This is a genomic window from Streptomyces sp. CRN 30 (assembly GCF_034105845.1).
Map to the genome: position 1 here is coordinate 25,773 of NZ_JAVRHI010000218.1, position 21,538 is coordinate 47,310.

The following is a 21,538-nucleotide window of genomic DNA, read 5'->3' on the forward strand; positions in this document are numbered from 1 at the left end:
GCATGGCCTCGGAGGTTCCCACACGCGCGTACCGGCGGCTGAGTGTCGAGCAGCGGCGCCGCCAGCTCCTCGCGGCGTCGCTCGAACTGTTCGCGCACCGGGCGCCCGAGGAGATCTCGCTGGACGACGTGGCGGAGACGGCCGGGGTGTCCCGGCCGCTGGTGTACCGGTACTTCCCCGGCGGCAAGCAGCAGCTGTACGAGGCCGCCCTGCGGTCCGCCGCCGACGAGCTGGAGCAGTGCTTCGCGGAGCCGCCCGAGGGGCCCTTCACCGAGCGGCTCACCCGGGCCCTCGACCGCTACCTGACCTTCGTCGACGAGCACGACACCGGGTTCAGCGCGCTGCTCCAGGGCGGCAGCGTGGTGGAGACCTCCCGTACGAACGCCATCGTGGACGGGGTGCGGCGGGCGGCCGCCGGGCACATCCTGCTCCACCTGGGGGCCGCGCAGCCCGGGGCGCGGCTGCGGATGACCGTGCGGACGTGGATAAGTTCCGTCGAGGCCGCCTCCCTGATCTGGCTGGACGAGGGCAAGGTGCCGGCGCGGGACGAGCTGCGGGACTGGCTGGTCGAGCAGTTCGTCGTCTGTCTCGTGGTCACCGCGGGGCGCGACGAGCAGACCGCCGAGGTGATCCGCGAGGCGCTGGCGCTGGAGGACGCCGAGGGGGCGGTCGGCGGACTTCTGCGGCGCGTGCTGCCCGTCGTCGGGGACGCGGGTCATCTGTTGTGACACTGGTGGCGTGAAGAGCGAAGACACTCCCTTCGTCGGCGGCCCCCTGGACGGGCGCGTCCTGCCCGTGCTCCTCGGCATCACCGGGCACCCGCCGAAGACGTACCGCGTCCCGGTGCCGGCCACCGCGGGCGGGCCGCCGACCGTGCTGTTCTACCGGCGGGTGCCACGGCCGCAGAGCGGGCGCTTCGCCCTCGGCCACAGGTGGCAGTACGCGTACGACCCGGAGGGCCGGGCCGGCGGCCCCCGGTGGCCTTGGTCCAAGAAGCCGAAGCCGGAGCCGGAGCAGGGACAAGGGCAGGGACAGGGACAGGGACAGGGACAAGGGCCAGCTGACACGCCGGGCGCGCGGGGCGACACCGCCGACGAGTGACGCCCTTGGTCCCGGACGACCATCCCGGCAGGCGCCGCGGCCGCGCCCGCCCCATCCTGCCGGTGCGCGGTGGACCCTCCATCGCCGCACCGGAGGTGATGTCGTGTCAGCAAGGCCGAGAGGCCCGGTCCCCCGGGCAGGACGGGCAGGCCGGGCGCGCCTGGTCTGTACGGTCGTGACCGTGACGGCCCTCGTGGCCGGAACCCCCGCCGTCGCCGTGACCGTCGCCGACCGACCCGTCCCCGAGCGCTCCACGGCCGGGCTGCTGGCGGAGCTGCGGCGGCTGTACCGGCAGACCGAGGCGGCTACCGAGGCGTACAACGCGACCGGGGAGGAGCTGGACCGGCAGCGCGCCAGGGTACGGCGGCTGGACCGGCGGCTCGCCGCGGCCCGCCGGTCGCTGCGGGACGGCCGGACCGCCGCCGGCCTGCTAGCCCGGCAGCAGTACCGGAGCCGCACCGACCTCTCCCCCTACCTGCGGCTGCTGCTGGCCAGCGACCCGCGGCAGGCGCTCGACCAGGGCCATGTCATCCGCCGGGTGTCCCTGGAACGGGCCGCCACCGTGGCCCGGCTGACCGGCGGCGAGCGGCGCGCCGACGCGCTCGCCGGGAAGGCCCGGCGGGCCCTCGACGCGCAGCTCTCGCTCGCCGGGCGGCGCGCGGCGCAGCGGGACGGCGTACGGAAGCGGCTGCGCGGGGTCGAGGAGCTGCTCGCCTCGATCGGCGACGAGGAGCTGGGCCGGATCGCCGCGCTGGAGCGGGAGGAGGCGGCCGGAGCCCAGCGCAGGCTCCTCGCCTCGGGGGCGCTGGACGGCGTACGGCCGCCCACCGAAGGGGGTGCCGCGGCCCTCGGGTACGCCGTGCGGCAGCTCGGCAAGCCGTACGCGTGGGGCGCCGCGGGGCCGGACGCGTACGACTGCTCCGGGCTCACCTCGCGGGCCTGGGCGCACGCGGGGCGGGCCGTCCCCCGCACCAGCCAGGAGCAGTGGGCGCGGCTGCCCCGGGTGCCGCTCGGGCGGCTGCGGCCCGGGGACCTGGTCGTCTACTTCCCCGAGGCCACGCATGTGGCCGTCTACCTCGGCGACGGGCTGGTCCTGCACGCGCCGCGCCCCGGGGCGGAGGTGAAGGTGTCCCCGCTCGCGGCGAACCCGGTGCTGGGCGCGGTGCGCCCGGACCCGGAGGAGAGGCCCCTGGCGCGGGCGCGGTACACGCCCCCGGAACTGCCCGAGGGGGCACTGGACGGGCCGGACGACGGATACGGGGGGAACTAGGGGAACGAGTGGTACGCCCCGCATGGGACGCGGCGGACGACAGGACGATACGACGGCGGGCGGGTGCACCTCGTGGTGCGCCCGCCCGCCGGTTGCCGCAGGGTCAGTCCTGCACCAGGGATCCGAAGATCTGGGATCCGGCTGCCGGAATGACGGAGTCGTTGCCCGATCCCCAGCCCGAGTCCGAGACCTCCTTGTTGACGCCGACGCGGGTGTCGTTGCCACCTTCGTCACCGGCCTGGGCCGAGGCGGAACCCGCCAGGGCCAGACCCGTCACGGCACAGCCGACGAGAACCGAACGCACGAGAGAACGCATACCACAACCTCCTGTAGGCGCTGCATGACAAGCGTGGGCGGACCGGGGTCCCGTGACGGAGCTCCCGACGCCCGAACGAGAGGATGTCCCCGCAGCGTCGCGATCGGTGAGCTCCGCGCTCGACGAGCGGCGCCAATTAGCACGAACTGCCCACACGCCCGCACCCGAACGGCCCACTGCGGCACCCGTACGGGTCCCGGCCGTGTTGCGGTCAGGTACCGGCCGGAGTACCGGTGCCGGTGCCGGTGACCGAGGTCAGGTACGCCTCCGTGTGCTCCGGCTCGTAGAAGAAGTCCTCGAAGTCCGCGGGGTCGTCGAAGCCGTTGGCGAGGCGGTCCGCGACCGGGGGCAGGGCGCCCGCCGCGCCGATCAGGTGCAGCACCTGCTCCGGGAGGTCACCGAGCATGGTGCCGGTCCACCTGGTGACGTGCCGCGCGGTCTCCCAGTACCGGTCGAAGGTGGCCCGCATCCAGGGCTCGTCGAACTCCTCGTCGCCGTGTTCCAGGATTGCGGCCAGGTAGGCGGCGGCGCACTTCGCGGCCGAGTTGGCGCCCTGGGCGGTGACGGGGTCGTTCGCCACGACCACGTCGGCCACGCCCAGGGCGAGTCCGCCGCCCGGGAGGTGGGCGACGGGGTGGCGGACGGTCGGGGCGTAGCGGCCGGCGAGGGTGCCGCCCGCGTCGGTGAGCTCGACCTTCGTGGCGCGCGCGTACTCCCAGGGCGTGTACCGCTCCATCAGCCCGAGCGTCAGGGAGAGGTGCTCCGCCGGGTCCTTGAGGCCCTGGAAGGCGTCGACGGGGCCGCCGGGCACGCCCTCCCAGAACAGGATGTCGGCGCGGCCCGAGGTGGTGAGCGTCGGGATGACGAACAGCTCGCCGACGCCCGGCACCAGGTTGCAGCGCACCGCCTCGACGTCCGGGTGCTCCGGGCGCGGGCCCAGCCCGTGCACGTAGGAGACGGCGAGGGCGCGCTGCGGTGCGCGGTACGGGGAACGGGCGGCGTCGCGGCCGAACATCGACACCAGTTCGCCCTTGCCCGCCGAGACCAGCACCAGGTCGTAGGCGCGGGAGAAGTAGTCCAGGTCGCCGACCGCCGCGCCGTGGACGACGAGCCGGCCGCCGCGCTGTGCGAAGGTGTCCAGCCAGCCGGCCATCTTCACGCGCTGGTCGACCGACTGCGCGTACCCGTCGAGCCGGCCCACCCAGTCGACGACGCGCTGCGGGCCGGGGCCGGTGACGGACACGCCGAGGCCCTCGATCCGCGGGGCCCGGGACTCCCAGAAGCCCAGCCCCAGGTCGCGCTCGTGCCGCAGTGCCGTGCGGAACATGACCTGCGTCGACATGACCCGGCCGGTGCGTATCTCGTCCGCCGTCCGGTTGGACATCAGGGTGACCTCGTACCCGTGCGACTGGAGGCCGAGGGCGAGCTGGAGCCCGGACTGGCCGGCTCCGACGACGAGGATCTTCCGCATCCGGGGGTGTTCTCCTGCTCGCGACGGCTCGGGGTCGATGCTCGGAACTACTCGGAACTACTCGGAACTACTCGGGGCTGACGGAGATGGCGTGCGCGCAGAGCGCGAGGAGGGTCTCCACGACGGATATGCGGCGCCGCGCGTCCATGATCACGACGGGTATGTGCGCGGGCACCGTCAGGGCCTCGCGCACGTCCTCGGGCTCGTACAGCTCGCTGCCGTCGAAGTGGTTGACGGCGACGACGTACGGCAGCCCGCAGCTCTCGAAGTAGTCGAGCGCCGGGAAGCAGTCCGCGAGGCGCCGGGTGTCGGCGAGGACGACCGCGCCGATCGCCCCGCGGATCAGGTCGTCCCACATGAACCAGAACCGCTGCTGCCCCGGCGTGCCGAACAGGTAGAGCACCAGGTCGTCGTCGAGCGTGATGCGGCCGTAGTCCATGGCCACCGTGGTGGTGATCTTGTCCGGGGTGGCCGAGAGGTCGTCGTGGGCCTCGCTCGCCTCGGTCATCAGCGCCTCGGTCTGCAGCGGCTCGATCTCCGAGACGGTGCCGACGAGGGTGGTCTTGCCGGCCCCGAAGCCGCCCGCGACCACGATCTTCGTCGCGATGGGGGCGCGGGTGATGTCGGCCTGCCAGGGTTTCAGCTCTTCCTCCAGCGCGACGCGCGGGAAGGCCGGGGCGGCGCGGCGGCCCGCCCGGGCGGCGTCAGAGACGACGGAGTCCACTCAGCACCCTTTCCAGCAGTGCGCGGTCCGGCTGTCCCGGGCCGTGACCTGTTCCGTACACACGGATCTTCCCCTGGTCCGCGAGATCGCTGAGGAGGACGCGGACCACGCCCAGCGGCATCCTCAGCAGCGCGGCGATCTCGGCCACCGTCCGCATGCGGCGGCAGAGTTCGACGATGGCCCGCATCTCCGGCATCACCTTGGCGGCGAGCGGGCCGCTCCCGGCGGCGGTGAACGTCCCGGCGGTCCCGTCCGCCAGTTCCTGCCGCCCGTCCGGGGCTTCCAGGGCGGCGACGAACGTCTCGACGAGCAGCACGTGGCCGGTGCGGGTGCGGCCGCCGGTGAGGGAGTACGGGCGGACCCGGGCGGGTCTGCGGTCGCCGCCGCGGACGGGCAGCCTCTTCTGCGCCGCCGTACCCGCGCCGGCCGGGGAGGGCGTCCGCCCCGGCCCGCGCGGTTTCCGCGACGCTCTGGACGAGCTCATCGCGCGTTCCCCGCCCTTCCCGTCACCCTCGCCGTCGCCGTCGCCGTCGCCGTCGCCGTCTGCGTATCCGTCTCCGTCTCCGTCTCCAGCGACGCGCGCAGTTCGCTGCGGAGTTCGGGGGTCAGGACGTGTCCGGCGCGGCCCACGAAGAGCGCCATGTGGTACGCCACCACGCTCATGTCGCATTCCGGGGCGGCGTGCACGCCGAGCAGTGAGCCGTCGCTGATCGACATGACGAAGAGGCTGCCCTCGTCCATCGCGACCATCGTCTGCTTGACCGCGCCGACGTCCATCAGCTTGGCGGCACCGATGGTGAGGCTGCCGATGCCGGAGACGATCGTGGCGAGGTCGGCGGCGGAGCCCCTGGGCCCGCGGGAGAAGTCCGCCCGCCCCTCCCGCGCCTCCGCGTTCCTGCCGGGGTCGGAGGAGAGCAGCAGCAGACCGTCGGAGGAGACCACCGCGACCGACAACAGGCCCGGCACCTCCTCCACGAGGTTGGTCAGCAGCCAGTGCAGGTTGCGGGCCTCATGGCTCAGTCCGAAGGTGGTGCTGGGCGCTGTCAACTGCTTGCCTCCTCGGAAGTGCCCCCCGGTGTCTCGACTGTCTCGACTTCGTCCTGCTCGTGCCGGCGTGGAGCGGGCACCTTGGTCTCGCCCGTCTTCTCGGCGATCTCCGCGGCGACGTCGCGCCGGCCGTCCTGGGCGCCCTGGTGGAAGCCGCCGAGCCGGCGCCGCAGCTCCTCGGCGTTCACGCCACCCGCGCGGGGCCGGGCGGCCGGTGCGGGTGCGTTGATCCTGGGGGTGCGCTTGGGGAGGCCCTTGTCGGTCAGCCGGGGGGTCTCGGTGGTGGTGCCGGTGCCAGGGGTGGTGTCAGGGGTGGTACCGGGGGTGGCCTCCCCCTCGTCGGCCGCACGCTCGTGGGCGTCCGGGCCGATGGCGAACGGGTCGACGGGCCGCGCCGCAGGATCTTCGGGGGCTTCGGGGGCACCGGGGACTTCGGGGGCACCGGGAGCTCCAGGTGCTTCCGGCGCTGTCTCGGACGCCTCGGACTCCGTGGGCGGTGCCGGGGGGACCAGCTCCATCGTCATCTCGGAGACCCGCTCGGGGGCCTGCTCGGCCGTATGTTCCTGCTCGGCCGCATGCTCCTCGGCCGCGGGCGCCTCCCCGGCGTCCTCCGCGTCGTCCTCCCGTACGGCGTCGCCCTCCCGTACGGCAGCGCCATCGCCCCCGGTGGCCCCCCGCTCACGCAGGGCCCGTTCCGCCGCCTCGATCAGCGGGTCGCCGGTGCCGTCCGGCTCGCGCACGACGACGGTCGAGCGGGCGGGCAGGACGTTGGAGTTGGCCTCGGCGTCGGCGCCCGGCAGGGGCATCGACGGGCTGTCCGCGCCCACCGCGCCGGTGCTGGGGACCGCGGTCGCGGAGGCGGCGGCGAGCAGCGGCTTGGGCAGTACCGCGACGGCCGCCATACCGCTCTGCTTCTGCTCGCGCAGCCGTACGCGGACGCCGTGCCGGTGGGCGAGGCGTGCCACCACGTACAGCCCGAGCCCGAGTCCGTCGCCGCTCTCCTGGTCGAACGGTTCATCAGGGTCGAAGTGCTTCAGCCGGGCGTTGACCCGCTCCAGCCGGTCGGCGGTGATGCCGATGCCCTCGTCCTGGACGGAGAGCATCACCTCGCCGTTCTCCAGCAGCCAGCCGGAGATCTCGACGGGCGCGTCGGGCGGGGAGAAGGAGGCGGCGTTCTCCAGCAGTTCGGCGATCAGGTGGCTGAGGTCGTCGGCGGCGGACCCGGTGACGTGCGCGTGCGGCGGCAGCGCGGCGATGCGGACCCGGTCGTAGCGCTCGATCTCGCTGACGGCTGCGCGCACGACGTCGACGAGCGGTACCGGACCCGCGTGCTGCTGGCCGTGCTCGGCGCCCGCGAGGACGAGGAGGTTCTCGCTGTGGCGGCGCATGACCGTGGCGAAGTGGTCGAGCTTGAAGAGGGTGGCGAGCCGGTCGGGGTCCTGCTCGCGCTCCTCCATCTGCTCGATGACGGCGAGCTGGCGCTCGACGAGGTCGAGGGTGCGCAGGGAGAGGTTGACGAGTGCGTCGCTCCTGCCGGTGCGGACCCGCTCCAGTTGCGCGGCGGCCTCGGCGAGTTCGGTGCGCAGCCGGTCGCGTTCGTCGGCCATGCGCTGGCGCTGGCCGATGAGGTGCTTGCGGTCGCCCTCCAGGGGCGTGAGCCGCTCGTGCAGCGCGACGGCGTGCGCCTGGAGCGCGTTGACGGAGCGGACGACCTGGGCGAACTCGTCGTTGCGGCCGGTGAACTTGACGGGTTCCTCGGTGACCGGGTCGGCGGCGACGCGGGCCGAGCCGATGCGCAGCACGGCCAGCGGGCGGGTGAGGGTGCGGGCCATGGCGGTGGTGATGCCGACGGCGACGAGCAGCAGGCCGCCGAGGAGCGCGATGCGGATCTCCAGCGCGGTGACGTCCTCGTCGCGGAGCTGGGCCAGGTCCTTGGTGCGCCGGTCGTAGAGGGAGGCCTCCGCGCCGCGCATCAGCTCGACACGCGCGGTGAGCGCCGCGTCCAGCTCGTCGGTGGCGGTGCCCAGCTCGCCGTCGGAGAGCTCCGGCCGGTCGGTGAGCTCGCCGAGGTGGTCGTCGGCGTCGGCGGCCTCGGGCCCGGTGACCGTGGAGTCGTACGCGTCGCGGGCGCGCTCCGGCGCCGTCTCGCGGAAGCCGGCGAGGGCCGCGTCGGAGCGGACCCGGGCCTGCTGGGCGGCGGCGCTGAGGGCGTCGCGCTGCGCGGCGTCGGCCTCCGACGCGGTGTTCTGGGTGGTGGGCAGGCCGGTGAGGGGGTCGTAGACGGTCTGTGTGGACGTCGGCACGTGCAGCGCGGCGAGCAGCAGTCCGCGGGCCGCGGCGGCCTGCTGGACGGCGGTGTCGAGGTCGGCGAGCGCGTACGCGCCGGCGCCCGCGCGGGGCGGCAGTCGCTCGGCCAGGTCCTCGGCGAGGGCGTGCAGCTCGGCGATGACGGCCGAGTACGCCTCGTGCGCCTCGAGCGCGGTGCCCTCCCCCGTCAGCGCCGCCCGGCGCACCCCGGCGAGGCCGGCGAGGTCCTCGCGCAGGCCTGCGTCCGCGTCCTGTTCCAGCTCCTCGGCCTGCCGGTCGACGCGCGCGCTGCTCTCCTCGCCGGGGGCCTCCGCCTCGGGCCGTCCCGCGGCGATGTACGAGGTGACCTCGTCCCGCTCGTCGGCGAGGGCGTGGGCGAGGGTGAGCGCCTGCTGGGTCCGCTCGGCGAGCGTCACCAGGTTCTGGGAGTCGTGCAACTGCTCGGACGCGGCCATGACCGAGGGCGCCCCGGCGGCGGCGACGGCGGCCGCCACGACGGCGACGGCACCGATGAGCCGGGTGCGCACGCGCGCGGGACGGCCGGTGCCGACGGCGGGCTGCTGCTGCTTGTCGTCGTTGGGTCCGCCCTGCTCCGGAGCGGCCTTGGAGGCCGACTGCTTGCCTGTGCGCCGAGGCCGCTTCTTCTGCACCGGTGCTCGCATTCCTGACTCGTGTACGCATGAACCCGGGTGACGCCCCGTCAACTTCGACGTCTTCCCCGGTACGGCTCCCGACCCTCCCAGTGCCGGTGGGCGGTGGTCCCCCATCGCCAGACCCGCCACCCGAAGGAGTGAACCCCGGAGGGGAGTTGGCGGGCAAGTTCCTCCGGCCCGTGCCAGGACGGTACTCGGTGGGCCGGTTGGACGTGGACGGCGGGCTTTGGCAATATTCGCCGCCACCCGTCGCCGAGCTTGATCATTGCACGCCGCATCCGGTGCCTGACCTGCGGTTCGCATCCACCGGACGCCCGTTGCCGGGCCTTCGCGGAACGGGTGAACGGCTCGTGCAGACTGACGGGATGCGTACGGAAGTGATCTCCGAGCCCGGCAGCCCCGACCTCGCCAACGAGGACTTCGCCGCGGTCGCGGTTCCCGTTTCGGGGCAAGGCGGTTCACTCGTCGTACTGGACGGCGTGACTCCGCCCCGGGAGGCGTACGGATGCCGGCACACGGTCGCGTGGTTCACCTCGCGCCTCGGCGGCGCCCTGACCGAACTGTCCGTTTCCCGTACGGACTTGCCCCTGCCCGGCGTGCTCGCGCAGGCGATCGCCCGTACCGCGAGCTCGCACGCCTCAACCTGTGATCTTTCTCACCCGCGTACCCCGCAGGCGACCGTGGCCCTGGCGCGCTGGTCCCCGCAGTCCGTGGAGTACCTGGTGCTGTCGGACGCGGCGCTGCTGCTCCAGGGGGTGGACGGGGCGGTGACCGCGGTCCTCGACGACCGCCTCGCACGGTTGCCGCGCGCGTCCCTGACCTCGGCCGCGGTGACGGACACGACGCTGCGGAACCGGGAGGGCGGTTTCTTCACGGCGGCGGCCGACCCGTCGGTGGCCCGGCGGGCGGTGACGGGCACCCTGCCGCGCGGGCGGGTGCACGCCCTGGCCGCGCTGACGGACGGGGCGACGCGCTGGGTGGACCGGTTCCGGCAGGGCGACTGGGCCGACTGCTTCTGGGTCGTGCGCGAGGAGGGGGCGCCGGAGCTGGTGCGGCGCGTACGGGCCCTGGAACGCGCCGACTCCGCCCGGACGCACCTGGGCCGGGCCAAGCGGCACGACGACGCGACGGTGGTGTACGTGGAGCCGTGATCGCCTGTGCCACATCCCCGGCCGGAGTCCGTTCACAGGCTCTCAGGCGTCGTCGCCCTCGTTGAACTGGTGCAGCAGCCGGGCCAGTTCGGCGACCTCCGTCCGGTCCCAGCCGGTCAGCCGGCGCACGTACCGCTCGCGGCGGGCGTCCCGCACCCGGCGGAAGCGCTCCCGCCCCTCCTCGGTGAGGCGCACGAGCCAGGCGCGGCCGTCCGCGGGGTCGGGCTCGCGGGCCACCAGGCCGAGCTCCTCCAGGGCGCGCAGCTGGCGGGACATGGTGGCCTTGCCGACGCCGAAGTAGGCCGCGAGCTCCGTGGCACGCAGCCCGCCGCCGGTCTCCAGCCGGGCGAGCAGCCCGTACGCGGAGGACTCCAGGTCGGGGTGGACCGCGCGGGCCATCTCGCCGGACTTGGCGCGGGCGCGGCGCAGCAGGACCGTCAGCTCCCGCTCGAGGTCCAGGTAGGCGAGGTCCATGCCGCCGCCCGGCACCTCGGATCCGTCCCCGGAGCCGCCCCCGGACCCGTCCTGCCGATGCGCGCCGCTGTTGCCGTCCTCGTGCACGTCCGTACCCCTGCTCCGGTTTCCCGTTTCTGAAAGTTTCCGTCAAAGGCAGCCATCGCCGCAGCTCGGCCAGTATTTCGCAGGCGTAGACCAACGGCGTCCTCCGGCCCCCCTTCCCGGTGGCCGCGGACGCGCGTAGCGTCGTGACAGGCGCACATTGTCATGATCGCGCCACTCCCCCCACTTCTCTCCCCTTCCCCCGGGTGAAGCCCCGCTGTGCCGACAGGCCCGCCGCGTCCGTAGGCACCGGCCGCACCGGCCGAGCACCGGCGCTCCCTCCGGTCTCCCCTCCCCTCGTCACCCCACCCTGTCTCCGCCCCCCTCGCACCCCCCACCGAGCATCACCGAGCCCTTCGGAGGCCCGTCATGCCCGCGCGCAGATTCCGTTCCACCCGCTCGCGCTCCGCCCTCCCCCTCCGCGCGGCGCTGGTCGCCGTGTTCGCCCTGCTCCTGCCCTTCCCCGCCGCCGCCACGGCCGCCACCCCCGCCCCCGCCCCCGGCCCCGTCGTGGCCCCCGGCTCCGCGTACATGGGCGCGGGCGTCCTCCTGCACGAGGGCCGGGGCGCCCGGCCCGCAGAGGGCGGCGCCCCGACGGACCGGGCCCTGCACACCGAGGGCGTGGACGTCAGCAGCCACCAGCGCAACGTCGCCTGGCCCGCCCTGTGGAACAGCGGTGTCCGCTGGGCCTACGTGAAGGCCACCGAGGGGACGTCCTACCGGAACCCCTACTACGCGCAGCAGTACAACGGCTCCGCCGGCGCGGGCATGGTGCGCGGCGCCTACCACTTCGCGACGCCCAACTCCTCCTCCGGCGCGGCCCAGGCGGACTACTTCGTCAGCAACGGCGGCGGCTGGTCGGCGGACGGCAGGACGCTGCCGGGTGTGCTGGACATCGAGTGGAACCCGTACGGGAGCCCCTGCTACGGCAAGTCGCCGGGCGCGATGGTCGCCTGGATCCGTGACTTCCTGGACCGGTACAAGCAGCACACCGGCCGCCACGCCGTCGTCTACACGGCCGCCAACTGGTGGAACCAGTGCACGGGCGGCCACGCCGGCGTCGGCGCGGTCCACCCGCTGTGGGTCGCGCGCTACGCCTCCTCCGTGGGTGCCCTGCCGGCGGGCTGGGGCAGCTACACGATGTGGCAGTACACGGCCACCGGCCCGATCGTCGGCGACCACAACCGGTTCAACGGTGCGCTGGACCGGCTGGTGGCCCTCGCCAACGGCTAGGGCGCTTCTGATGGATCTCCGCACCGTCGCGAGAAGGCCCGGACCCCCTGCGGGGTCCGGGCCTCCCTCGACCGGCCGTGTCCGTCACGCCACGGCCGGCAGCTCCACCTCCGCCGGGGACAGCGCCAGTTCCAGCACCTGGCGGACGTCCGTCACGGCGTGCACGTCGAGCTTCTGGAGGACCTCGGCGGGCACGTCGTCCAGGTCGGGCTCGTTGCGCTTGGGGATGACCACCGTGGTGATCCCGGCCCGGTGCGCGGCGAGCAGCTTCTGCTTGACGCCGCCGATCGGCAGCACCCGCCCGGTCAGCGAGACCTCGCCGGTCATCGCCACGTCCGTACGGACCTGCCGGCCGGACAGCAGCGAGGCCAGCGCCGTCGTCATGGTGACGCCCGCGCTCGGTCCGTCCTTCGGCACGGCGCCCGCCGGGAAGTGGATGTGCACGCCCCGGTCCTTCAGGTCGCCCACGGGCAGCTCCAGTTCGGCGCCGTGGCTGCGCAGGAAGCTCAGCGCGATCTGCGCCGACTCCTTCATCACGTCACCGAGCTGGCCGGTGAGGGTGAGGCCGGCCGCGCCCGTCTCCGGGTCGGCCAGCGAGGCCTCGACGTACAGCACGTCGCCGCCCGCGCCGGTGACCGCGAGCCCGGTGGCCACACCGGGGACGGCCGTACGGCGCTCGGCCGGGTCCTGGGCCGACTCGGGTACGTGGCGCGGGCGCCCGAGCAGTCCGCGCAGGTCGGCGTCGGTCACCGTGAACGGCAGCTCCCGCTCGCCCAGTTCGTGCTGGGCCGCGACCTTGCGCAGCAGCCGCGCGACGGAGCGCTCCAGGTTCCGTACGCCCGCCTCGCGCGTGTACTCGCCGGCGAGCTTGCGCAGCGCGCCCTCGTCGAGGGTGACCTCGTCCGCGCCGAGCCCGGCCCGCTCCAGCTGGCGCGGCAGCAGGTGGTCGCGGGCGATGACGACCTTCTCGTCCTCGGTGTACCCGTCGAGCCGGACCAGCTCCATGCGGTCGAGCAGCGCCTCCGGGATGGCCTCCAGGACGTTGGCCGTGGCGAGGAAGACGACGTCGCTCAGGTCCAGCTCGACCTCCAGGTAGTGGTCCCGGAAGGTGTGGTTCTGGGCCGGGTCGAGGACCTCGAGGAGGGCGGCCGCGGGGTCGCCGCGGAAGTCGGAGCCCACCTTGTCGATTTCGTCCAGGAGCACCACCGGGTTCATCGACCCGGCCTCCTTGATCGCGCGGACGATCCGGCCGGGCAGCGCGCCCACGTAGGTGCGCCGGTGGCCGCGGATCTCCGCCTCGTCCCGGACACCGCCCAGCGCGACGCGCACGAACTTGCGCCCCATTGCGTGGGCGACGGACTCGCCGAGGCTGGTCTTGCCGACGCCGGGCGGCCCGACGAGCGCGAGCACGGCACCGCCGCGCCGCCCGCCGACGACCCCGAGCCCCCGGTCGCTGCGCCGCTTGCGCACCGCGAGGTACTCGGTGATCCGCTCCTTCACGTCGTCCAGGCCCGCGTGCTCGGCGTCCAGCACCGCCCGGGCGCCCTGGATGTCGTACGCGGCGCTGTCGTCGGTGCGCTCGTTCCACGGCAGCTCGAGCACGGTGTCGAGCCAGGTGCGGATCCAGGAGCCCTCGGGCGACTGGTCGGAGGCCCGCTCCAGCTTCTCGACCTCCTTGAGGGCCGCCTCGCGGACCTTCTCGGGCAGGTCGGCGGCCTCGACGCGGGCCCGGTAGTCGTCGGACTCCTCGCCCTCCTGCTCGCCGTTGAGCTCGCGCAGCTCCTTGCGCACGGCCTCCAGCTGGCGCCGCAGCAGGAACTCGCGCTGCTGCTTGTCGACGCCCTCCTGGACGTCCTTGGCGATGGTCTCGGCGACGTCCTGCTCGGCGAGGTGGTCGCGCAGCTGCTGGGTGGCGAGCTTCAGGCGGGCCGCCGGATCGGCGGTCTCCAGCAGCTCGACCTTCTGCTCGGTGGTCAGGAAGGGGGAGTACCCGGAGTTGTCGGCGAGCGCGGAGACGTCGTCGATGGCCTGCACCCGGTCCACGACCTGCCAGGCGCCGCGCTTGCGCAGCCAGGCGGTGGCGAGGGCCTTGTACTCCTTCACCAGTTCGGTGACGTGCCCGGGCAGGGGGTCGGGCACGGTCTCGTCGACCCGCGTCCCCTCCACCCACAGCGCGGCACCCGGCCCGGTGGTCCCGGCGCCGATGCGCACCCGGCCGCGCCCGCGGATCAGGGCACCGGGGTCGCCGTCGGCCAGCCGGCCCACCTGTTCCACGGTGCCGAGCACACCCGTGCTCGCGTACGTCCCGTCGATCCGGGGCACCAGCAGCACCCTCGGCTTGCCCGGCTCCGCCCGCGCGGCGGCCTGGGCGGCCTCCACGGCGGCCCGCACATCGGCGTCGTTCAGGTCCAGCGGCACCACCATCCCCGGGAGCACGACCTCGTCGTCGAGCGGCAGCACGGGCAAGGTGAGCGGTGTGGACGTCGATGCCATGAGTCTCTCCCTCGGCAGTCAAGTTGAGCTATGCCGACTCAATGCCCCTGAGCCGCCGAATGTTCCCCCGAGGCCGTTCGCTGTGAGCGATCACGGAAACGGGACCGGCCGCAAGGCCCCTCGGATGCGGCACCGCGACTGCCAGGATGACCTCATGAGCCCCACCTACGAGATCCCCGAAGTCATCGACCGGCGCGAGGGGCCGTACGGCGAGGTAGTGCTGCGGCGCCACGGGGAGCTGCTGCAGATCATCGCCAACGGCTGCTTCCTCATGGACACCTCCGACGGGCGCTCCGAGCGGCTGCTCGTCGACGCGGCGCTGCGGGCGCTGGACGACCGTCCGGGGCCGAGCGTGCTCATCGGCGGGCTGGGGGTGGGCTTCTCGCTCGCACACGCCGCCGCGAACCCCCGCTGGGGGCGCGTCACGGTGGTGGAGCGCGAGCCGGCGGTCATCGAGTGGCACCGGCGCGGACCCCTGTCCGAGCTGTCCGCGGACGCGCTCGCGGACCCCCGCACCAAGATCGTCGAAGCGGATCTGATCACGTACGTCAATGAGACATCCGCCACGTACGACGCCCTGTGCCTGGACATCGACAACGGTCCCGGCTGGACCGTCACCGAGGGCAACGGGAGCCTCTACGCGCCCACCGGACTGGCGAACTGCGCAAGGGTGTTGAAGCCCGGCGGAGTGCTCGCGGTGTGGTCCGCCCGGCCTTCCGCGGATTTCGAGGAAACCTTGGGGAATGCCGGGTTCCAGCAGGTGCGTACCGAAGAGATCCCGGTTGCCCGGGGAGTTCCGGACGTCGTGCACCTCGCGGTCCGGCCTGGATAGCTAAGGCGCGGTGAGTGCCCGTACGCTGCTGCTCTGACGCCGATCATTCAAGCGTCAATCGCAGTCATGCGTAGTCAAGGGATCACCCCACGGATTCCGGAAAGCAACACAGGGGCGGGCGATGGAGCAGACACACACCTCCCACAACGGCACGACGGCAACCCCGGGCGCCCAGCGCCGGGTGCTGGTGGTGGAGGACGACCCGACGATCGTCGACGCCATCGCGGCCCGCCTGCGCGCGGAGGGCTTCCTCGTGCAGACCGCGGGCGACGGCCCCGCGGCCGTCGACACGGCGGAGGCCTGGCAGCCCGACCTGCTGATCCTCGACATCATGCTGCCGGGCTTCGACGGCCTGGAGGTGTGCCGCCGGGTGCAGGCCCAGCGTCCGGTGCCGGTGCTGATGCTCACCGCGCGCGACGACGAGACGGACATGCTGGTCGGGCTCGGCGTCGGCGCCGACGACTACATGACGAAGCCTTTCTCCATGCGTGAGCTGGCCGCCCGCGTGCACGTCCTGCTGCGCCGCATGGAGCGCGCCGCGCTGGCCGCCGCGACGCCCCGCAGCGGCATCCTGCGCCTCGGCGAGCTGGAGATCGACCACGCGCAGCGCCGGGTGCGGGTGCGCAGCGAGGACGTGCACCTCACCCCCACCGAGTTCGACCTCCTCGTCTGCCTCGCGAACACCCCGCGTGCCGTACTCTCGCGCGAGCAGCTGCTCGCCGAGGTGTGGGACTGGGCGGACGCGTCCGGGACGCGCACCGTGGACAGCCACATCAAGGCGCTCCGGCGGAAGATCGGCGCGGAGCGCATCCGCACGGTGCACGGCGTGGGCTACGCGCTGGAGACGCCGAACCCCTGAGGAGCCCGTGCACGGCCGGCTCGTCCCCGGTGCGGCGGACGCTCCCGCGGACGTGCGGCAGACGGGTGTCCGCGTCGGGCAGGCGAACCAGTGCGTGCGTGAGGGGTCTCAGTGACGGTCGGTCCGGGCAGGAAGCGCAAGGGCGCGGATCCCTGGGGTGGAGTGCGCCCCTTCTCGATCAAGACGAAGCTGGGCACGCTCGTCGTCGTCTCGGTGCTCATCACCACCGGTCTGCTGATGATCGCCGCGCGCACCGAGACCGAGCTGCGCTTCATCACCATCTTCTCGATGATCGCCACCCTGCTGATCACACAGTTCGTGGCCCATTCGCTCACCGCGCCGCTGGACGAGATGAACGCGGTCGCCCGCTCCATCTCGCACGGCGACTACACCCGCCGGGTCAACGACAACCGCAGGGACGAGCTGGGCGACCTCGCCCACACGATCAACCTCATGGCCGACGAGCTGGAGGCCCAGGACCGCCAGCGCAAGGAACTCGTCGCGAACGTCTCGCACGAGCTGCGCACCCCCATCGCGGGCCTGCGCGCGGTCCTGGAGAACGTCGTCGACGGCGTCTCGGCCGCCGACCCCGAGACCATGCGTACGGCGCTGAAGCAGACCGAACGGCTCGGGCGCCTGGTGGAGACGCTGCTCGACCTGTCCCGGCTGGACAACGGCGTCGTCCCGCTGCGCAGACGGCGCTTCGAGGTGTGGCCGTACCTCTCGGGCGTCCTCAAGGAGGCCAACATGGTCGCCTCCGCGCGCGGGGGCGTCGCCTCCGAGTCCGGCAAGCACACCCGCACCGACGTCCACCTGCACCTCGACGTGCACCCCTCGGACCTGACCGCGCACGCGGACCCCGAGCGCATCCACCAGGTGGTCGCCAACCTGATCGACAACGCGGTCAAGCACAGCCCGCCGCACGGCCGCGTCACGGTCACCGCGCGGCCCGGCACCGCACCGGAGTCGCTGCGCCTGGAGGTCCTGGACGAGGGCCCGGGCATCCCCCAGTCCGAGTGGCACCGCGTCTTCGAGCGCTTCAACCGGGGCGCGGTCAGCTCCCCGCACGGACCGGGCAGCGACGGCGGCACCGGCCTGGGCCTCGCCATCGCCCGCTGGGCGGTGGACCTGCACGGCGGCCGGATCGGCGTGGCGGAGTCCCCGCGGGGCTGCCGCATCCAGGTCACCCTGCCGGGCCCGCCGAACCAGCGGACCGGCCAGGGCCGCCCCTCGGCCGTCCGGTCCTGAGAGCCTGGCGGAATCCGTCACTCCGAGAGGGCTCCACGGCACGCCGGGTTGACGTAGGGTTCGACCGGAGCACCAAGATCGACGGAGATCCGCGCCGCCGGACACGTGTGATCAGGCTGCCGTGGGGCAGTCGTGGGGCGGAGGGCAGCGCGCGGGTCGCCGCAGGCCCCTCCGACGCATGCGCCGGATCCGCACACCCAACCGGAACCTCGCTTGTTTCCCGCCATTTCGAGCCGTGAAACACAGCCTGAGATGTGACTTACACGACGATGAACGGGCCCGGACTGACCTTCTCGGCCACGGGGGCGTAGCCTTTATTCCCGCTGTCCATCACCTTGTGAAGCGGAAGAGGGCGGTTGCCGCCGTGTCGCCACAGTCCCCCAGTAACTCCAGCACCTCGACCGAGACCGACCAAGCGGGCAAGAACCCCGCGGCGGCCTTCGGTGCCAACGAGTGGCTCGTCGACGAGATCTATCAGCAGTACCTCCAGGACCCGAACTCGGTAGACCGGGCCTGGTGGGACTTCTTCGCCGACTACAAGCCGGGGGCAGCTGCCTCCTCGGCTCCGGCGGGTGCCACGGCCGCGGGGGCCGCGGGGACCACCACGCAGCCCCAGCAGCAGGCCCAGGCCGCCGCTCCGGCCGCCCCGGCCCAGGCCCCGGCGCCGCAGCAGGCACCGGCTCCGCAGCAGGCTCCGGCCCAGGCCGCCGCCCCCGCGCAGCCCGCCGCCCCGAAGCAGGCCGCGCCCGCCCCCAAGCAGGCCGCGCCGGCCCCGGCCAAGCCGGCCGCCGCGCCGGCCAAGCCGAAGGCGAAGGCCGAGCCCGCGAAGGAGGCGCCCGAGGGCCCCGAGTTCGTGACGCTGCGCGGCCCCTCCGCCGCCGTCGCCAAGAACATGAACGCCTCCATCGAGGTCCCCACGGCCACGTCCGTGCGCGCGGTCCCGGTAAAGCTGCTGTTCGACAACCGCATCGTCATCAACAACCACCTGAAGCGCGCCCGGGGCGGGAAGATCTCCTTCACGCACCTGATCGGCTACGCGATGGTGCAGGCCATCAAGGCCATGCCGTCGATGAACTACTCCTTCACGGAGAAGGACGGCAAGCCGACCCTGGTCAAGCCGGCGCACGTCAACTTCGGCCTCGCCATCGACCTGGTGAAGCCCAACGGCGACCGCCAGCTCGTCGTCGCGGGCATCAAGAAGGCCGAGACGCTGAACTTCTTCGAGTTCTGGCAGGCCTACGAGGACATCGTCCGCCGCGCCCGCGACGGCAAGCTGACGATGGACGACTTCTCCGGCGTCACGGTCTCCCTGACCAACCCCGGCGGCCTCGGCACCGTCCACTCGGTGCCGCGTCTGATGCCCGGCCAGTCGGTCATCATGGGCGTCGGCTCCATGGACTACCCGGCCGAGTTCCAGGGCACCTCCCAGGACACCCTGAACAAGCTGGGCATCTCCAAGGTGATGACCCTGACGTCGACCTACGACCACCGGGTCATCCAGGGCGCCGCCTCCGGCGAGTTCCTGCGCATCGTCGCCAACCTGCTGCTCGGCGAGAGCGGCTTCTACGACGAGATCTTCGAGGCGCTGCGCATCCCCTACGAGCCGGTCCGCTGGCTCAAGGACATCGACGCCAGCCACGACGACGACGTCACCAAGGCCGCCCGCGTCTTCGAGCTGATCCACTCCTACCGGGTCCGCGGCCACGTCATGGCCGACACCGACCCGCTGGAGTACCAGCAGCGCAAGCACCCCGACCTGGACATCACCGAACACGGGCTCACCCTGTGGGACCTGGAGCGCGAGTTCGCCGTCGGCGGCTTCGCCGGCAAGTCGATGATGAAGCTGCGCGACATCCTCGGCGTGCTGCGCGACTCGTACTGCCGCACCACCGGTGTCGAGTTCATGCACATCCAGGACCCCAAGCAGCGCAAGTGGATCCAGGACCGCATCGAGCGTCCGCACTCCAAGCCGGAGCGCGAGGAGCAGCTGCGCATCCTGCGCCGGCTGAACGCGGCGGAGGCCTTCGAGACCTTCCTGCAGACGAAGTACGTCGGCCAGAAGCGGTTCTCCCTGGAGGGCGGCGAGTCCGTCATCCCGCTGCTCGACGCGGTCATCGACTCGGCCGCCGAGTCGCGCCTGGACGAGGTCGTCATCGGCATGGCCCACCGCGGCCGGCTCAACGTCCTCGCCAACATCGTCGGCAAGTCGTACGCGCAGATCTTCCGCGAGTTCGAGGGCAACCTCGACCCGAAGTCGATGCACGGCTCCGGCGACGTGAAGTACCACCTGGGCGCCGAGGGCACCTTCACGGGCCTGGACGGCGAGCAGATCACGGTCTCGCTGGCCGCCAACCCCTCGCACCTGGAGGCGGTCGACCCGGTCCTGGAGGGCGTCGCCCGCGCCAAGCAGGACATCATCAACAAGGGCGGCACGGACTTCACCGTCCTCCCGGTGGCGATCCACGGCGACGCGGCCTTCGCGGGCCAGGGCGTCGTCGCCGAGACGCTGAACATGTCGCAGCTGCGCGGCTACCGCACCGGCGGCACCGTGCACGTCGTCATCAACAACCAGGTCGGCTTCACGGCGGCTCCCGAGTCGTCCCGCTCCTCGATGTACGCCACCGACGTGGCCCGCATGATCGAGGCGCCGATCTTCCACGTGAACGGCGACGACCCCGAGGCCGTCGTCCGCGTCGCGCGCCTCGCCTTCGAGTTCCGGCAGGCGTTCAACAAGGACGTCGTCATCGACCTCATCTGCTACCGCCGCCGCGGTCACAACGAGTCGGACAACCCGGCGTTCACGCAGCCGCTGATGTACGACCTGATCGACAAGAAGCGCTCGGTGCGCAAGCTCTACACCGAGTCCCTCATCGGCCGTGGCGACATCACCCTGGAAGAGGCCGAGCAGGCGCTCCAGGACTACCAGGGCCAGCTGGAGAAGGTCTTCACCGAGGTCCGCGAGGCCACCACCTCGCAGCCCTCGTCCGGCGACTCCGGGGACCCGCAGGAGGGCTTCCCGGTCACGGTGCAGACCGCGGTCTCCACGGAGGTCGTCAAGCGGATCGCCGAGTCCCAGGTCAACATCCCCGACCACATCACCGTGCACCCGCGCCTGCTGCCGCAGCTCCAGCGCCGCGCGTCGATGGTCGAGGACGGCACGATCGACTGGGGCATGGGTGAGACGCTCGCGATCGGCTCCCTGCTCCTGGAGGGCACCCCGGTGCGCCTCTCGGGCCAGGACTCCCGCCGCGGCACCTTCGGCCAGCGCCACGCGGTCCTGATCGACCGGGAGACGGGCGAGGACTTCACCCCGCTCCTCTACCTCGCGGACGACCAGGCCCGGTACAACGTCTACGACTCGCTCCTCTCCGAGTACGCGGCCATGGGCTTCGAGTACGGCTACTCGCTGGCCCGCCCGGACGCGCTCGTCATGTGGGAGGCGCAGTTCGGCGACTTCGTCAACGGCGCCCAGACGGTCGTGGACGAGTTCATCTCGTCGGCCGAGCAGAAGTGGGGCCAGACGTCCGGCGTCACCCTGCTCCTCCCGCACGGCTACGAGGGCCAGGGCCCGGACCACTCGTCCGCCCGCCCGGAGCGGTTCCTCCAGCTCTGCGCCCAGAACAACATGACGGTCGCGATGCCGACCTCCCCCGCGAACTACTTCCACCTCCTGCGGTGGCAGGTGCACAACCCGCACCACAAGCCGCTGGTGGTCTTCACCCCGAAGTCGATGCTGCGCCTGAAGGCCGCCGCGTCGAAGGCGGAGGAGTTCACGACGGGCGGCTTCCGTCCGGTCATCGGCGACGCGTCGGTCGACCCGGCCGCGGTCAAGAAGGTCGTCTTCACCGCCGGCAAGGTCTACTACGACCTCGACGCCGAGCGGAAGAAGCGCGGCGTCACGGACACGGCGATCATCCGCATCGAGCGCCTGTACCCGCTGGCGGGTGCCGAGCTCCAGGCGGAGATCGCCAAGTACCCGAACGCCGAGAAGTACCTGTGGGCCCAGGAGGAGCCGGCGAACCAGGGTGCCTGGCCGTTCATCGCTCTCAACCTGATCGACCACCTCGACCTGGCGGTCGGCGCGGACGTCCCGCACGGCGAGCGCCTGCGCCGGATCTCCCGCCCGCACTCCTCCTCCCCGGCGGTGGGCTCCGCGAAGCGCCACCAGGCCGAGCAGGAGCAGCTGGTGCGTGAGGTGTTCGAGGCGTAGGTCCCACCGGCACGGCCAGGGGCCCGGTCCCGAGCTTCGGCTCGGGACCGGGCCCCTGGCGTTAC

At 72.8% G+C, this 21,538-nt stretch carries 17 protein-coding genes; 9 read left to right on the forward strand and 8 right to left on the reverse strand.

All coding sequences use genetic code 11. The features are described from left to right. Positions 1–2: 2 nt before the first annotated feature. The 3 genes from UW392_RS23430 to UW392_RS23440 all read left to right on the forward strand — a co-directional run bounded on the left by UW392_RS23430 (position 3) and on the right by UW392_RS23440 (position 2,371). Positions 3–728, forward strand: a complete 726-nt coding sequence (locus tag UW392_RS23430; protein WP_320777058.1) for a TetR/AcrR family transcriptional regulator — start codon at positions 3–5, stop codon at positions 726–728. Between the two features lie 10 nt (positions 729–738). Continuing rightward, positions 739–1,101, forward strand: a complete 363-nt coding sequence (locus UW392_RS23435) for a hypothetical protein (RefSeq protein ID WP_320777059.1) — start codon at positions 739–741, stop codon at positions 1,099–1,101. A gap of 181 nt (positions 1,102–1,282) precedes the next feature. Further along, positions 1,283–2,371: an NlpC/P60 family protein gene (locus UW392_RS23440; protein ID WP_414496643.1), complete on the forward strand. Its 1,089-nt coding sequence runs from the start codon at positions 1,283–1,285 to the stop codon at positions 2,369–2,371. A 103-nt stretch (positions 2,372–2,474) separates the two neighbouring features. On the opposite strand, the gene UW392_RS23445 is transcribed toward UW392_RS23440, so the two are convergent. The 6 genes from UW392_RS23445 to UW392_RS23470 form a co-directional block, all read right to left on the reverse strand. After that, complete coding sequence (locus UW392_RS23445; RefSeq protein ID WP_320777060.1) at positions 2,475–2,687, reverse strand: hypothetical protein; 213 nt, start codon at positions 2,685–2,687, stop codon at positions 2,475–2,477. 211 nt (positions 2,688–2,898) lie between these two features. Beyond that, positions 2,899–4,158: a styrene monooxygenase/indole monooxygenase family protein gene (locus UW392_RS23450; RefSeq protein ID WP_320777061.1), complete on the reverse strand. Its 1,260-nt coding sequence runs from the start codon at positions 4,156–4,158 to the stop codon at positions 2,899–2,901. 67 nt (positions 4,159–4,225) lie between these two features. Further along, positions 4,226–4,882, reverse strand: a complete 657-nt coding sequence (locus tag UW392_RS23455; RefSeq protein ID WP_320777062.1) for an ATP/GTP-binding protein — start codon at positions 4,880–4,882, stop codon at positions 4,226–4,228. Beyond that, the gene (locus UW392_RS23460) at positions 4,863–5,366 is read right to left on the reverse strand and encodes a DUF742 domain-containing protein (protein ID WP_320777063.1); all 504 of its coding nucleotides are present in this window, start codon (positions 5,364–5,366) and stop codon (positions 4,863–4,865) included. The genes UW392_RS23455 and UW392_RS23460 overlap by 20 nt, the downstream gene beginning before the upstream one ends. Next, complete coding sequence (locus UW392_RS23465) at positions 5,363–5,929, reverse strand: roadblock/LC7 domain-containing protein (RefSeq protein WP_320777064.1); 567 nt, start codon at positions 5,927–5,929, stop codon at positions 5,363–5,365. Before UW392_RS23465 ends, UW392_RS23460 begins: the two co-directional genes overlap by 4 nt. Further along, positions 5,926–8,886: a nitrate- and nitrite sensing domain-containing protein gene (locus tag UW392_RS23470; protein WP_320777065.1), complete on the reverse strand. Its 2,961-nt coding sequence runs from the start codon at positions 8,884–8,886 to the stop codon at positions 5,926–5,928. Before UW392_RS23470 ends, UW392_RS23465 begins: the two co-directional genes overlap by 4 nt. Before the next feature lie 368 nt (positions 8,887–9,254). Between UW392_RS23470 and UW392_RS23475 the strand changes: the two genes are divergently transcribed. Continuing rightward, positions 9,255–10,040, forward strand: a complete 786-nt coding sequence (locus tag UW392_RS23475; RefSeq protein WP_320777066.1) for a protein phosphatase 2C domain-containing protein — start codon at positions 9,255–9,257, stop codon at positions 10,038–10,040. Between the two features lie 42 nt (positions 10,041–10,082). On the opposite strand, the gene UW392_RS23480 is transcribed toward UW392_RS23475, so the two are convergent. Next, a complete protein-coding gene (locus UW392_RS23480) occupies positions 10,083–10,514 on the reverse strand; it encodes a MarR family winged helix-turn-helix transcriptional regulator (protein ID WP_320777079.1) in 432 nt (143 codons plus the stop codon). 453 nt (positions 10,515–10,967) lie between these two features. On the opposite strand from UW392_RS23480, the gene UW392_RS23485 reads away from it, so the two are divergent. After that, positions 10,968–11,831: a lysozyme gene (locus UW392_RS23485; RefSeq protein ID WP_320777067.1), complete on the forward strand. Its 864-nt coding sequence runs from the start codon at positions 10,968–10,970 to the stop codon at positions 11,829–11,831. A gap of 84 nt (positions 11,832–11,915) precedes the next feature. On the opposite strand, the gene lon is transcribed toward UW392_RS23485, so the two are convergent. Continuing rightward, the gene (lon, locus tag UW392_RS23490; protein WP_320777068.1) at positions 11,916–14,324 is read right to left on the reverse strand and encodes an endopeptidase La; all 2,409 of its coding nucleotides are present in this window, start codon (positions 14,322–14,324) and stop codon (positions 11,916–11,918) included. Between the two features lie 154 nt (positions 14,325–14,478). Here lon and UW392_RS23495 point away from each other — a divergent pair, with 154 nt between their 5' ends. The 4 genes from UW392_RS23495 to UW392_RS23510 all read left to right on the forward strand — a co-directional run bounded on the left by UW392_RS23495 (position 14,479) and on the right by UW392_RS23510 (position 21,473). Beyond that, complete coding sequence (locus UW392_RS23495; RefSeq protein ID WP_320777069.1) at positions 14,479–15,156, forward strand: spermidine synthase; 678 nt, start codon at positions 14,479–14,481, stop codon at positions 15,154–15,156. Positions 15,157–15,277: 121 nt separating this feature from the next. After that, positions 15,278–16,015 (forward strand): response regulator transcription factor, encoded by a 738-nt coding sequence (locus UW392_RS23500; protein ID WP_320777070.1) that lies wholly within the window; start codon positions 15,278–15,280, stop codon positions 16,013–16,015. 111 nt (positions 16,016–16,126) lie between these two features. Continuing rightward, positions 16,127–17,263, forward strand: a complete 1,137-nt coding sequence (locus UW392_RS23505; RefSeq protein WP_320777071.1) for a HAMP domain-containing sensor histidine kinase — start codon at positions 16,127–16,129, stop codon at positions 17,261–17,263. Between the two features lie 364 nt (positions 17,264–17,627). Beyond that, positions 17,628–21,473: a multifunctional oxoglutarate decarboxylase/oxoglutarate dehydrogenase thiamine pyrophosphate-binding subunit/dihydrolipoyllysine-residue succinyltransferase subunit gene (locus tag UW392_RS23510; RefSeq protein ID WP_320777072.1), complete on the forward strand. Its 3,846-nt coding sequence runs from the start codon at positions 17,628–17,630 to the stop codon at positions 21,471–21,473. Positions 21,474–21,538: the final 65 nt, after the last annotated feature.